Below are 12205 nucleotides of genomic sequence, written 5' to 3'. Positions count from 1 at the left end.
GATGCCTCCTTGGTTCGAGTTCAGCCAGCGAGGGCCGCGGCGATCGCGCCCTCAAGGGTTGTGGGTGTGGCGGTGCTGCCGCCCCGTGCGCCGCCGCCATTCGTGGCGGGCAGCGTGGGTGCGGCCTTGAGCGCCGAGTTCTTCTCGAGCGCGTCCGTGATCGCGGCCTTGACGGCGTCCTCGTTCTGGAGGTCGACGTTGGCAATTGCGGTCAGGAAGGTGGTGGAGTCGAGCAGCGCGGCGGGGTTCGCACCGACGGCGGGCGCGATGCGCAGCACCGCGAGCTCGCGGCGGGCGGCGTCACGCTCGGACTCCGCCGTGGCGAGTGCCGTCTTCGACGCTTCGTGCGCCTGCCGCTCCGTGGTGAGCGCCTCGCGGCGTTCCTTGTTCTCGTCGCGGAGCTGGCGCACGTATGCGTCGGGGTCGCCGTGGTACGCGACCGGCGCGGATGACTGCGCCGCGGGGGGCGGGGCCGGTGCGCTGGGGGCAGCAGGCGCCGGGGGTGTGGGCGCCGCAGCGGCGGGAGCCGCAGGCGCGGACGGCGCTGCGGGGGCCAAGGGCGCAGCCGGGGCCGAACCAGCTTCGCCCTCCACAAGACGAATGCCGCGCATCTGGAAGCGAGACGGGCCGATCTGCGCCAAGCCGCCCGGGTCGATGGCGACGGCGGGGCGCTTCTGGGTGGTGGACATGCGTGAGCCTCCTGCTCATTGGTGGATCCGCACCCTGCGTGCGGGTCGTGTAGGCCGCGCCGCCGCCGTGCAGGGCCGTCGGCGGCGCGGAGTGTGAGGGGAGCGGCGGCGGTGTTCCAGGTCGCCGCCGCTCCAGGGGTGCAGGTCTGCCTCGCGCGGAAAGGTGCGCGCGTCGTGAGCAGCCTTCGCGGGTAGCAAGAGACCGCGTTGACACCCGGCTTGTGGACGCCGCGACACGCGCGGCGGTATGATGGGCGGTGAGAGCGCGGCAGTCGGTTCACTCGGACCTTCCAGCCGCGCTTTCACTCATTCCCGCGTGTAGAGAGTCACCGAGCCGTCACGGCCGATGAACAGCACCGCGTCCAGCCACCCACTCGCGGCGAACCGGCGACGTACCTCGGCGCGCACGGTCTCCTCATCGAGGGGTGTGCGGGCCATGTCGAACACGAAGTGCCGGACGCCCTGTTCTTTCGCGGCTCGGAACTGGTTCGAGACCGTGCTGCCGCCGCTGCCTCGGGGGCTCTTGATGTCCCAAGGGGCGGGGTCGCCGTTCAGGAACACGTCGGGGTTCTTCACCCGGTGCCCGTGGGTGAGCTCGCGCCACACGACGCTGTACCCGCCGGCGGCGAGACGTTCGCCCGCCGTGATCTCGTGCGGTTCGATGCGTAGCCCTGGCGGGATGTACTGGGGCGTGCGCTCGCTGGCCGGAATGGTCGGGACACGCGTTGTCGTGACGCCGTCCGTGCGGATCGCGGGCGGGGCGGCCGGTGTCGGCGGCTGCGGTCCGGGGCGAGCTGCGGTGCCGCGTCCGTCTGCGAAGTGCAGCTGTTCACGGTAGGACTGGCGGTGCCGGCCGGTGTCGCGGATGAAGTCACGCATCGTGGCCTGAGCGTCACGGACATCGGCGCGGGCGCGGGCCCGGTCGGTGTCGTTCATCGCGGACGCCTCACGGCGCTTCGCCGCCCGGATGTCACGTTCGAGTTCGCGCTGCTTGGCACGTTCCTTCTCGGCGGCCTCGTCGTACGTGGTGTCTTCCTGCGGGATCGTGAGCCCGGGGGAGTACGCGACGAGCCGGCACCGGCAGTTCGGATGTCCCCACCCGGCGGCGCGCGCCTGATCTACGGTCGCTCGTACGAAGACGGGCACGGATTCGCCGTTGATGGTCGCGTGCGGGAGGTTCACCCATCCGGTGGTGCCGTCGGTGGAGAGGATCGCACCGGCCCAGTCCGCGCACTTTCGGCACGAGTCGAGACCACGCACGACGGTGACGAGGTTGATACCCGCCTGTTGCATGCGCCAGATCCCGGCGTCCGTGAACGCCCGGTTGACGGACGTGCGTCCGGCCATCTCGGCGTAGGCGCCGATCGTCCACCGGCGCCCGGCACGGTCCACGAACCCGGGGATTCCTTCAGCGAGGAACCGCTGCACGGCGCGCGCCTGCTGCACCCGCGAGGTGGTGACACCGAGGAGCGTGCCCGGGGTGTAGATCGACACGATCCGCTGGTACGCGTCCTGCGGGTAGCGGGTGATGCGCTGCTCAAGTGCTTCGAGCCGCGACTGGAGCGACAGGGCCACCATGGCGACGGCCTGCGCGGAGCCGGGGACCGCGGCAACCGTGCGGATCATGCCCGCACCGTCACGGACCGGGACGACACCGGGGCCGGACCCGAAGCCCATCGCCGCAGCCGCCGCGGCCTCGCCCTGCTCGGCAGCGATGCGGATGACCTCTTGCACGAGATCCGCGGTCCGCAGCCGCTCCACGAGCCCAGCGGCGATGCCCTGGAGCTCCTGCACCATGCGGCGGCGCTCGATCGCGAGCAGCGCCAGGATCCGGTTCTGCTCGGCACGCTGCGCCGCAGTGAGCCCACCACCCACCGGAGTGTCCGGCAGCATCGCGAGAAGCCGCTGCTGACGCACGAACCGCTCCGCGACCTCCTGGATCAGCGTGTCCTCGACATCACGGAACCGGGCCGCGAGCTCACGGGACAGCTCCTCGATGATGTCCTCAGGGGATGGGCTGTCGGGGTCGAGAGCGAACAGCGCCACAGCGTCCCCCCTACTCGTCGGAGTCGTTGATGTCCTCGGCGCGTGCCAGCATCCGAAGGACGATGACCGCGAACGTCACGCAGGCCACGCCGTACAGCGCCAGCGCCGACAGGATGCCGACCAGCACCACGACGAGGGGATTCATCACACCTCGGAGTCAGGCTCGGCGGGGTCGGCGACAGGGCCACCGTCGAACGTGGTCGGGTCTACGAGGGTGCCGCGGTCCTTGCGGATCTTCGCGACTTCTTGCTTCACCTGCTCGTCGTCCCAGTCGGGGTTGACGCGGCGGACCTTCTGCTCGGTGCTGATCGCGTCGGCAGCTTCGAGGAGCGACAGGGTTTGCGCGAGCACGAGCGGATCCTCCTGCGAGACGTCCACGAACGTGACCGTCGGCGCGTCGTACAGTCCGCCGCCCTTCCCTGGGAACACCTTCCCGTCGAGTTCGAGCGCGACGGACGACTGGCGGGCGATCGCGCCACGGTCGTGGAGCAGCTTCTTGTCACGGGTGCGCTCGGACGCGGACTTCCGGTCGGTGACTTCCGTTGCGGTCATCGCGCCCTGCTGCCCGTCGTAGTCGCCCCAGGATGAGGACGACAGACCCGACTTCCGGAGGATCTCCTTGTAGATGCCGCTCATCGTGCGCTCGTGCTCTTCGACACGGATCGCGAACTGCACCTGATCCAGCGGGCGGTCGGGATTGCCCGGGATGTTCAGCCCCGCGAAAAGCTCCCGGTTCATGTCGAACGATGCGCCCTGACCGCGTGCACCGAGGTTCAACGCGGCCTCGGGGACGATCAGGCGGCCCGCGCCCTGACGCAGGTCACGAATCCAGGAGGAAAACGTCTCATCGAGCGCGTCGAACAGTTGGTGGAGCTGCGCGAAGTCGGATCGGCCCGTCGCGGACAGCGTGCCCTTCTTGCGCCAAGCGGTCGTGGGGACGTTCGGGTTGTACGTCGCGGTGAGGCGAGTGATACCCGTCTCGATCACCGATGCGGAGTTCACAAGCCCGGCGTACTGACGAGTCTCGGGGTGCGCGTCGAGGGGAACGCGGCGGCCGAGGTTCGCGGCGGTGCCCTCGAACAGGGCGTGCTCGATGTACCCGGGTGCGTGGTGCTCAAGGTGGCGGAAGTAGGTCGAGTTCTCCACATACTCGGTCCACAGGGTGACTTCGGTCATCCGGCCGCTGACGAACGTGGGGATGATGACATCCGCGCCGGACGCTTCGAGCCACACGTGATCTTCGACGGCCGTGTTCCAGCGGGACACGAGCACGGTCGCGCCGAGAGCGGACTTCATCTCGCCCATCTGGTTGAACGTGACGTGCGCCATGTCGCTGTTCGCGATGAGGTCGAGACGCGCCTGCGCCTTCTCGTTGCTCTGGGTCAGGCGCACCTCGGGGGGCTCCGCGAACACCAGATCGGACGCCAGTGTGGCGAGATCAGCCGGTGCCGGGACATGCAGGCGGGTGCGGTTCTCGTTCGCCACGACGGGGCGGCCCCAGAATCCCCGGTACAGGGCGCCCACAACGCCGCCGCGGTGCGGGATACCGGCGTGCATGTGCGTAGCCTGCTGTTCGCCGCCGTACATGGCTTGCAGCTTCGCGACGTCCCCGAGCCACCATGCTTCGTTCTCGGCGTATGCGGCGTAGGCGGTGTCCCAGGGCTTCGGCAGCCACGGGGTGTTCGCTTCGGGAATCGGCATGGCGCTCCCTTCAAGCGGCGGCGAGCTCGTGCTGCCAGTAGTGGCGTGTGCTGTGGGTGATGTACCGGCCGGCGTCGAGGTAGTGATCGGCTTCCTTCATGGGCTTGTCCTCGCCCTTGTCGGTCGCTTTCTCGTCCCACTGGTATTCGGTGACCTCGGCCATCCAGCCTTCGCACCGGTCGGTGACGATCATCCGGTCTGTGTCGAGCAGGTTCGCGACGGTCGCGATGCCCTTGAGGACGTCGTGATCCGCAGGCCATGGGGCGATGCCCTCGCCGATCAGGTCGTTGCGCAGTTGCTCGTGGAAGGACGCAGCGGCCGGGTCGAGCATGATGAAGTTCGGGTGCCGGGTGAGCGGGAACGGTGCGTGCTGGCCCCTATGCCACGTGATGAACCGGCGCGACAGCTCGGAGTCGGTGAGCCGCTGGCCGTTGTTCTTCTCGGCTTTCGAGTCGTAGCCCCACTCATCCATGAACACGAGCCGTGGCTTCGGTTCCTCGGTGAGCCCGAGCAGCAGTGCCGTGGTTGCGTTCGTGGTGCCGTAGTCCATCCCGTACCCGTAGACCTCACGGATCGGGGGCATCGACGCGAACGGGATCACGTGCCGGTCGGGATCCCACATCGGGTAGATCGCGCCGGCCGCGTTCGTCCACTCGCCCTTGATCATGCGCTGGTAGAAGACGCCGCTGAACGACCGCTCCATGTCGGCGATGTAGTCGGCATCGAGACCGGGGTTGTCGCGCATCGTGAAGTGGAACGAGATGAGGTTCTTCGCCGCGCCCGGGACGATCCACTTCTTCCGGAGCCAGTGGTTCCGTGACGCGGGGTTCATCGTCGCGAGGAGCCGGGCGCCGGGAAGCCGGAGACGGCTGATCAGCATGTTCCAGAACTCCTCGGGCAGCAGCGCCGCCTCGTCCACGTAGGCGAGCGCAACAGTGGAGCCCTGGATGCGTCCGACGGCTTTCGCATCGTTCGCGCCGACGATCATGACCTCACGGCCCAGGATCCGCGCCGACGACGCCCCAGGCGTGTACGCGACCTGAGCGGCAATCTTCGACCCGAACAGGTCTGTGCGCTGAAACTGCACGAACACGTTCTGGTACACCGTCGTCATCGTGCGGCCCACGATCAGGATGATCCCGCCACGCGGCGCGAGAGGGATCGCGAGCAGCAACGCGAACAGTGTGATGATCGTCTTCCCCGACGACACCGCCCCGTACCAGAGCGCCAGCTTGAACCGCATCGCATCCACAAGCGACAGGATCTGAGCCCGGGACGCCAGCTTCTCGACGTCACTCAGGATCATCGGCCAGCGTCTCGTCAGCACGGTACTGAGCCGCGGCAGCCTTGAACCCGGCCGCGAGCTGATCCAGCATGCCGATCGCTTCCTCAGTGCCCGTGTTGGCACGCTCCACGATCCGCGTCAGCTTGTCGAACGTGATGCCCGCCGTGACGATTATGTTGCGGCGCACCTCGACCGGGGCCGACTCCAACGTGTGCTCGTTGTAGTCGTTGTCCTTGCCGCCGAAGTTGTACACCAGGTACTCGTCATCGATCCGGTCCAGCATGTCCTCGGACGCCGCGAGCATCTTCTCCGCGAGACGGACTCGGCCCGCGGCGAGATCCACCGTCCGCGCCTCGGTCGCCTGTTTCGTCTCTGACCGGTCAAACGAGCGGTCGGCGGCGCGGCAGATATTGGTGACGGATCCGGCGCTGATCCCGAGGGTGCGTGCGATGTGGTTTCGGGAGTGACCTTCGGCGTGGAGGCGAAGGACTTCGGCTTTCACGTCGTCGCTGATGGGTGTGGTGTTCGCCATGGGGGATCACCTCGCGTGTGGGCCTCTTGCCCGTGCGTGGCGCTGTGCGCGCTGTCGATGTCGAACGGGGTGTGTAGGGTTGCCAGTTCCGGGGCAGGGTGCTCCGGGTTACTCGATGGGAGATCGGTTATGGCAACTCGGGATGAGGCGCAGGTGGCGCTCTACAGTGCGGCGGCGACGTTGTCGGAATTCGCGCAGCGGGCGAACCCGTCCCATGCGGCGCAGCTGTTGATTGCCGCGTCGGTTGCTTATCGTGCGGCCGAGGGGGGCCCGCAGGTAGGGAATATCACGCTCGGGTAGTAGTCGAAGCGCAGCGGCCCCGGTGCTCATGGTGAGGTCCGGGGCCGCCGTGTAGGCGCTCCGCTCCCTTCGGCCGGCAGCGGTCATTGCTAGGCTCCCCGGCATGCGTGTCAGGGGGCTCAGCGGGTACGTGCAGGCAGCGACGATCGGCGCTCTCGCGTTCGCGAAGGGATCTCGTCTGAAGGCTGTGATGCTGTGGCTGGGGATGTTTCTCAGCACTGTGATGATCGCGACGCACGGCAAGGTCTACGTCTCGGAGGACGGGAACGGGACTGTTGCGATCCGACGTCTCGGGCTCTGGGCCTACCTGATCATGCTGTCCGTTGTCCCGATGGTTCTTGTCGTCGTGTTCGGCGTGACGTTCTTCATCGCGCTGGTGTGGCCTATCGGCGCGATCTATGTCCCTCTGGTCGCGTCCGCGATGCTCCTGCTACTCACCGCATGGGTGCTCGCGGGACTCATCATCACACTGCAAGGGCGGCCAACGGGGGCCAGCATTCGCGAAGTCGGGCGGGAGACCCCGAAGGGATGCAGGTACGGAATCGGTAACCTCGCGCAGCGCCCGGGTACCAGGTGGTCCGCGCTCTTCCTCGTGCGCGACGCGATCGCCGAAATGCCGGCAGGATCGGTGCTGTGCGCAGTCGCCGGATCGGCGGAGCTCCAAGACGTGTACGTGCGGCGTGGTGGCCTTAGCGCGGGGAAGCGGCTGCGGGTCTACCGCGTGATCTGAGCCAAGATCACAGGTCGTGATGGACGCGTTCACGCCGTGCTCTGGCTCGGTTGATGTGAGAGCAGGTCTGTCCGTGGGCGTGGATAGCATGAGCGCATGGGAAACTCTGCGGAGGAGCTTCATGCCCTCTACACGGAATGGCGCGGCCGGATGCCGGCGCGCCAGGGCAGCACTGTCAACGACGCACTCAAACCGAACACGGCGGAGGGAATCGCTGAGATCATCCGTGCGTATGGCTTGCTGTCCACGATTGATCAGCAGCTTAAGTACCTAGCGTCGCGGAAACACCGGGTCAGCGTGTATCAGCGCCAACTTGGAAGGTGGGCGCGCGTGCCGTTGTCGTTGAACGCGGGTTGGGGCAACTCAACCATGCCCGAGATGCTGGTGTCAGACGAGATCCTCGAGCAGATTGAAGGGCTGTCGTACTACCTAGACGGCAAGGTGCTTGCCTACGACGAGCATGACGTTGAGCAGTTGCGCCCGTTGATCGATCGGGCGGATTCGCTTCTGACTGATGACGACGACATGGACCCGCGCCTCAAGATGTACTTGCGCCGACTAATCGGCGAGATCCGCCTGGCGCTCGATGACGAGCACGCCGGACGAGTGTTCGACTTCACGACTGCGACGGAACGACTGTGGGTGGCGTTCACTGCCGCGGCCGACCAAGCGAAGCCAGAAGCGAAGGGATTCTGGCGGGAACTTGCCGGCCAGATTGTCCCGACCGTCGTTGGAGGGGCCGCCGTCGAAGCGGCCCGGATCGCGCTGGAGATCACCACAGGACTCGGGGCATAACGACGATGCGATACGCGATCCCGGTCACGTTTGGTCCACACGAAGCAGATTGGTGGATGGTCGGGGTGACGGCGGCGTCGGTTCTTGTCTCCGGCGTGCTTGCGTACTTGGCGTACCGCAACGGTGTGAAAGCAACCATGATTGCCGAGGAAGCGGCGGCGAGGGACGCTGACCAGCGGACGCGCGAGTCGAATCGGCTCGCGCGGGAAGAGCGCTCTACGGTTGCACTCGCGATGATGCGCGCGGTCGCCGCGGCTGATCAAATGGTACGGGTGCGGGACGAGGACACGGCTACCTACGCATTGACACTCTCCGACGTGGAGACGGAGATGAACATCCGGCGCGCTGAGGCCTTGGCGCATGTGGACCTCTATGCGATAGCACCGGAGGACGATGAACTGCGCGTTTGGCTCGAAAGCACCCTTGACCGTCTTACTGAACTTCCCACAGACGGGATGGATCGGCTCGAGCGGTTGAGCTTCGTGTACGATGCTCGCCGTGGAATCGCCCTATGGAACCAACGGGCCGTGACCTCGGGCCAACTGATGGTTGGGGAGCTGCCGCCGGAGTTTCCGGAGAGAGGCTGATGATGGTGGAAGCCCCGGTCCTCGCGTGAGGTCCGGGGCTTCCACCTGGGGGCTCCGCGTTGCTTCGCATCTGGGGACACATGTCCACCTGTTATCACTCTATGGCGGACACATTGGCCACATTCAAATCGGATCTTCGTGTCCGACGTTCGCGCGTCCGAATGTCGGCGTCATACGGTACTTGGTTTTCTCAGCTTCGACGCGACGGAGGTCGGTGTAGCTGATCGTGAGGCCCTGGTTGTCGCTGTAGCGGACGCCGATGTTGTTCCGTGGGTCGTGTACCCAACGACGGATGGTCCGTTTCGAGCGTCCGCAGGCCATGGCCGCCTGCGCGTATGTCAGCCAAGCGTTCACCTCACTTCCAGACCCAGCAGGCGGCGCTTGACGGCTCGGGTAGCGGACCGCGTGGCGTCGTTCGGGTACTCCATGGCGGCTCGAAGCTGACGGATCCACGTCTTGAGCTCTTGGTCGCTGCGTTCCAACCAGGTGACGGTGATGCGGGCTCCGGAGAACTGTGCCCGGCGCTGTCGTGCGAGATGGTAACCGCCGAACTCGAACGCTACGAACTCGTCGTACGGGAGTGCCTTCATACGGCCGGCGAGGTCGGTCGTGGTGCCAATCCTGATTCGGTTGCCGAACGCGACGTAGTACACGACAGCGCAGTCCCGCATCATCTGTTCGCGAGTGATGACCTCGCGGGGGTTGCGGATTCGCTCGGCGTCTTCGGCGCAGGTGTCGTTGTGGCATTGGAACGCCGCTCCGTCGGGCACCGAGGACTTCTGGTTGCAGAGTGGGCATCTAGCGACGACATGGCTCATGCTGCCTCCGGACGATCAGGCGAGTCCACGAATGCCTCAGCGATCGTGTCGTAGATCTCGTCAACGAGGTCCTCAACCGTCGTGTGCGGCTGACCGATGAGGGTGACGATCACGGCGAGCACGTGGTGGTTCCCGAGGTCGTCGCCCCCGAGCGCGTCCGTTTTGGCGTCGATGAGTGCTTCCAGAACGTCGAACTTGGTTGCCATTTGGTGCCTCCTAGGCCTGGATGTTTCCGACTTGCGTGGTTGGTGACTGGCCGGACGCGCGCTCATTGCTCGGCTCTCAGCGGGCCGTGCAGCTCGCCGTCGCGCCACGGGTACGAGGCTTCGATCCGCTTCTCCTCGGCGCGCACACCGGCACGGTGAGCGGAGAGACGGCCCGCAGCCTCCACCGGCAGCGGCTCCCGCGCGGGCCAATCGCGGCGGATGAACCCGAGCGCCTTCGCGACCCGCACATCCGCTTCCACATCCGCGAACCGTGCCCGATTGATCGACTCGACTCGGTCCAGCACGTGCGCGACGGTCAGGTACTCGTGACGAGTCGCCGGGTCGCGGTGGTGCGCGATGATCGCGGCCTCCACCTCCGGGTAGTGATACCCGTCGAGTGCTGCCGCCCAAGCGGTCGCGGTGAGCTCGTCAACCTGGCGGCGGTCGAATCCGGACGCGACCGCCAGGGCCTTCGCAGCCTCCGTGCGGTTCATGATGTGATCCCTCTCTGCTCTGCGGCCTCACGTGCCGCGATCTCGGCCACGACAGCCAGGTTCTGTTCAGTGCGAGTTGGCACCCGCTGCGGGCTGGTGCGGGCGGGTGCCTCCTCGCGCCGGAGCCAGTTCCGCCACGCGGCCACCCAGTCGCGCTTCGAAGCACGAGACCCGGACTCAGCGCGCCAGTAGTCCACGAACTGCCGGGTGCACGCATCGACGTCCGCGTGGGGTGTCTCGCTCGCCGCCCATTCCCTCATCGCTGATGTCACGATGAACGGTTCCGGGATGCGGGTGCCGCGCTTGCGCGCACCACCACCGTTAGGTGGTGTATTTGTCTCTGTCTCTGTCTCTGTCTCTGCCTCTGTCTCTGCTTTTGTTTCGGTTTCGTTCTGGGATGCCGAGTCGGTAACCGAATGGGTTTTGCGAGGCCTCCCACCCTTACGTCCGTTTTCACTGTTGACCTGGCGTTTCTTCTCGACTTCCGCCTTCGTCTCCTGCATGTCGGCGAAGTCGTGGATTTCGTAGTCTCCGCCCGGCAAAATCACCAGCGATGGGTGCGTTTCGTCGTTGCTTGTGAGCTCTTCGAGCACGTCGATACCGAACCGGTTGGCGATTCGCACAGGGATTCGACCATCGGTCAGGTATCTCCGCGAGTACAGGATCATTTCCACGTGAGCCCGAAAAGCACCGTCCGAGAGCCCCGCGATCTTCGGGTGATCGGCGTAGTCGAGATCGAGCCGCGCGAACAGGCGGTTGTCCTTCTTCACCGCGCGACCTCGGGCACTCCCACGAGGGCCTTCGTGACTCGTGCCACGTATGACCGTGACGAGATGAAGGTCCCCGCCTCCACCTTTCGCAGATAGCTCGGCGTGGTGTCAGCGGCGGCAGCCGCCGCCTCCAGCGACAGCCCCACATCCTCTCGGAGATGCCCCAGGATGGCCCCTGTGACGCCGCCAGAGGCGTGCCGCCGTCGGATCAGGTTGCAGAGCTCACCGGTCAGGTTCGCGAGCTGCTTCTCGCTCACGAAAGGCAGCGTGCCAGCCTCGAGCGCGATCAACCACTCCACGGATCTCCCCGTCATGCTGGCGAACTCGCTGACCGTCACGCCGGCCATCAGCCGCAGCGTCCGAACGCCGGAGGCGACTGCGGCCTGTTCGCCGCGGATCACGGCTCCAGCTCCTTCAACTGCGCGTCCACGGATACCGCGCGGCGAAGCTCCCGCGGTTGCGGGGACGCACACTCAACGAGCGCGGCGGCGAGCTGAGTCGCCTCGTGAGGGAACAGCGTCAGGACACCCAACGGCAGACTCACTGTGACGCCGTGACGATCACTCGCGCCATCGATCATCGTGTCCTCCACAGTGATGAGCCCGCCAGCGAACCGGGCGTCGACCAACCGCGCCCGGGTCACGCCGCCACCGCCTTGATTACGGCCGTGCACTCCGGGCAGATGATCGTCTGCGGTCCGTGCGCCGCCACGTCCCCGCCGCGTGCGCGCAAGACGAACATCGCGCCACACGGCGCAGTTACCGGTGTGCCATGCACGATGCCGGCCGTGATGTCGGCCTTCTTGACGTAGTGGTTCACCGTGGTGGGGCGGTTGAACATCTCCTCCAGCGCGTCGATCGTGTTCTGGGGGATAATCGGGGTGGTACTCATTGGGATTCCTTCACTGGGTGTCATGCCCTCGCACGGTTGCCGCCGTGGCGAGGGCTTCTTGGTTGTTGAGGCGCAGGTCATTCGCCGAACGCCTTGGCGAAGAACTCGTCGAGCTGCTGCTGAGAGACCACTCGTCGGCCGCCGAGCTTGGATGAGGCGAGCTTTCCTGTCTGCATGAGCCAACGCACCGCGGCCTCTGAGCGGCGCAATTCTGTCGCAACCTCATCCACGAAGTAGAAGCGGTGGCGTGGGGTTGTGTCTGTAGTACGCATGAACACTCCTTGTGTGTGATGGCTAGTGAAAATCAGCATAATGCTGTCACGTGTTGTGGGTCAATGCCGTTATGTGGGATCGTGCTTGT

The 12205-nt window shown here is 66.1% G+C and carries 16 protein-coding genes; 3 read left to right on the top strand and 13 right to left on the bottom strand.

All coding sequences use genetic code 11. The features are described from left to right. Positions 1-20: 20 nt before the first annotated feature. From ACIQJ5_RS10950 to ACIQJ5_RS10925, 6 genes are all read right to left on the bottom strand, one after another. Complete coding sequence (locus tag ACIQJ5_RS10950; protein ID WP_402843768.1) at positions 21-689, bottom strand: hypothetical protein; 669 nt, start codon at positions 687-689, stop codon at positions 21-23. Positions 690-995: 306 nt separating this feature from the next. Further along, positions 996-2735, bottom strand: coding sequence for a phage minor capsid protein (locus ACIQJ5_RS10945; RefSeq protein WP_402843765.1), 1740 nt, complete (start codon positions 2733-2735; stop codon positions 996-998). A 10-nt stretch (positions 2736-2745) separates the two neighbouring features. Continuing rightward, positions 2746-2880: a hypothetical protein gene (locus ACIQJ5_RS10940; protein WP_402843762.1), complete on the bottom strand. Its 135-nt coding sequence runs from the start codon at positions 2878-2880 to the stop codon at positions 2746-2748. Beyond that, on the bottom strand, positions 2880-4436 hold the full coding sequence (locus ACIQJ5_RS10935; RefSeq protein ID WP_402843759.1) for a hypothetical protein: 1557 nt from the start codon (positions 4434-4436) through the stop codon (positions 2880-2882). The genes ACIQJ5_RS10940 and ACIQJ5_RS10935 overlap by 1 nt, the downstream gene beginning before the upstream one ends. A 10-nt stretch (positions 4437-4446) precedes the next feature. Beyond that, positions 4447-5742, bottom strand: coding sequence for a PBSX family phage terminase large subunit (locus tag ACIQJ5_RS10930; protein WP_402843756.1), 1296 nt, complete (start codon positions 5740-5742; stop codon positions 4447-4449). Further along, on the bottom strand, positions 5729-6253 hold the full coding sequence (locus tag ACIQJ5_RS10925) for a hypothetical protein (RefSeq protein ID WP_402843753.1): 525 nt from the start codon (positions 6251-6253) through the stop codon (positions 5729-5731). The genes ACIQJ5_RS10930 and ACIQJ5_RS10925 overlap by 14 nt, the downstream gene beginning before the upstream one ends. Positions 6254-6656: 403 nt before the next feature. Here ACIQJ5_RS10925 and ACIQJ5_RS10920 point away from each other — a divergent pair, with 403 nt between their 5' ends. From ACIQJ5_RS10920 to ACIQJ5_RS10910, 3 genes are all read left to right on the top strand, one after another. Continuing rightward, positions 6657-7283, top strand: coding sequence for a hypothetical protein (locus ACIQJ5_RS10920; RefSeq protein WP_402843750.1), 627 nt, complete (start codon positions 6657-6659; stop codon positions 7281-7283). A 96-nt stretch (positions 7284-7379) separates the two neighbouring features. Beyond that, positions 7380-8078 (top strand): hypothetical protein, encoded by a 699-nt coding sequence (locus ACIQJ5_RS10915; RefSeq protein ID WP_402843747.1) that lies wholly within the window; start codon positions 7380-7382, stop codon positions 8076-8078. Between the two features lie 56 nt (positions 8079-8134). Further along, entirely contained in the window at positions 8135-8665 is a 531-nt protein-coding gene (locus ACIQJ5_RS10910; protein ID WP_402843744.1) for a hypothetical protein, read from the top strand. A gap of 350 nt (positions 8666-9015) precedes the next feature. On the opposite strand, the gene ACIQJ5_RS10905 is transcribed toward ACIQJ5_RS10910, so the two are convergent. The 7 genes from ACIQJ5_RS10905 to ACIQJ5_RS10875 form a co-directional block, all read right to left on the bottom strand. Further along, on the bottom strand, positions 9016-9483 hold the full coding sequence (locus tag ACIQJ5_RS10905; protein WP_402843741.1) for a hypothetical protein: 468 nt from the start codon (positions 9481-9483) through the stop codon (positions 9016-9018). After that, the gene (locus ACIQJ5_RS10900) at positions 9480-9689 is read right to left on the bottom strand and encodes a hypothetical protein (protein ID WP_402843738.1); all 210 of its coding nucleotides are present in this window, start codon (positions 9687-9689) and stop codon (positions 9480-9482) included. The genes ACIQJ5_RS10905 and ACIQJ5_RS10900 overlap by 4 nt, the downstream gene beginning before the upstream one ends. 62 nt (positions 9690-9751) lie before the next feature. Then, positions 9752-10183: a hypothetical protein gene (locus tag ACIQJ5_RS10895; protein WP_402843735.1), complete on the bottom strand. Its 432-nt coding sequence runs from the start codon at positions 10181-10183 to the stop codon at positions 9752-9754. Then, complete coding sequence (locus tag ACIQJ5_RS10890; RefSeq protein ID WP_402843733.1) at positions 10180-10953, bottom strand: hypothetical protein; 774 nt, start codon at positions 10951-10953, stop codon at positions 10180-10182. The genes ACIQJ5_RS10895 and ACIQJ5_RS10890 overlap by 4 nt, the downstream gene beginning before the upstream one ends. After that, positions 10950-11354: a helix-turn-helix domain-containing protein gene (locus tag ACIQJ5_RS10885; protein WP_402843730.1), complete on the bottom strand. Its 405-nt coding sequence runs from the start codon at positions 11352-11354 to the stop codon at positions 10950-10952. Before ACIQJ5_RS10885 ends, ACIQJ5_RS10890 begins: the two co-directional genes overlap by 4 nt. 238 nt (positions 11355-11592) lie before the next feature. Beyond that, on the bottom strand, positions 11593-11844 hold the full coding sequence (locus ACIQJ5_RS10880; RefSeq protein WP_402843727.1) for a DUF3039 domain-containing protein: 252 nt from the start codon (positions 11842-11844) through the stop codon (positions 11593-11595). A 77-nt stretch (positions 11845-11921) separates the two neighbouring features. Continuing rightward, complete coding sequence (locus ACIQJ5_RS10875) at positions 11922-12116, bottom strand: helix-turn-helix domain-containing protein (protein WP_402843724.1); 195 nt, start codon at positions 12114-12116, stop codon at positions 11922-11924. Positions 12117-12205: the final 89 nt, after the last annotated feature.

The sequence above is a fragment of the Microbacterium sp. GXS0129 genome (genome assembly GCF_044769785.1).
Classification (GTDB): Bacteria; Actinomycetota; Actinomycetes; order Actinomycetales; family Microbacteriaceae; genus Microbacterium; species Microbacterium nymphoidis.
Note: the sequence above shows the minus strand (reverse complement) of the source record. Positions and strands in the feature narration are given on the sequence as shown.

Coding starts and splice junctions, on each gene's coding strand:
- ACIQJ5_RS10935 (WP_402843759.1), bottom strand. CDS start 4,436: ATGCCGATTCCCGAAGCGAACACCCCGTGGCTGCCGAAGCCCTGGGAC.
- ACIQJ5_RS10895 (WP_402843735.1), bottom strand. CDS start 10,183: ATGAACCGCACGGAGGCTGCGAAGGCCCTGGCGGTCGCGTCCGGATTC.
- ACIQJ5_RS10880 (WP_402843727.1), bottom strand. CDS start 11,844: ATGAGTACCACCCCGATTATCCCCCAGAACACGATCGACGCGCTGGAG.
- ACIQJ5_RS10910 (WP_402843744.1), top strand. CDS start 8,135: ATGGTCGGGGTGACGGCGGCGTCGGTTCTTGTCTCCGGCGTGCTTGCG.
- ACIQJ5_RS10950 (WP_402843768.1), bottom strand. CDS start 689: ATGTCCACCACCCAGAAGCGCCCCGCCGTCGCCATCGACCCGGGCGGC.
- ACIQJ5_RS10940 (WP_402843762.1), bottom strand. CDS start 2,880: ATGAATCCCCTCGTCGTGGTGCTGGTCGGCATCCTGTCGGCGCTGGCG.
- ACIQJ5_RS10900 (WP_402843738.1), bottom strand. CDS start 9,689: ATGGCAACCAAGTTCGACGTTCTGGAAGCACTCATCGACGCCAAAACG.
- ACIQJ5_RS10920 (WP_402843750.1), top strand. CDS start 6,657: ATGCGTGTCAGGGGGCTCAGCGGGTACGTGCAGGCAGCGACGATCGGC.
- ACIQJ5_RS10875 (WP_402843724.1), bottom strand. CDS start 12,116: ATGCGTACTACAGACACAACCCCACGCCACCGCTTCTACTTCGTGGAT.
- ACIQJ5_RS10915 (WP_402843747.1), top strand. CDS start 7,380: ATGGGAAACTCTGCGGAGGAGCTTCATGCCCTCTACACGGAATGGCGC.
- ACIQJ5_RS10905 (WP_402843741.1), bottom strand. CDS start 9,483: ATGAGCCATGTCGTCGCTAGATGCCCACTCTGCAACCAGAAGTCCTCG.
- ACIQJ5_RS10925 (WP_402843753.1), bottom strand. CDS start 6,253: ATGGCGAACACCACACCCATCAGCGACGACGTGAAAGCCGAAGTCCTT.
- ACIQJ5_RS10930 (WP_402843756.1), bottom strand. CDS start 5,742: ATGATCCTGAGTGACGTCGAGAAGCTGGCGTCCCGGGCTCAGATCCTG.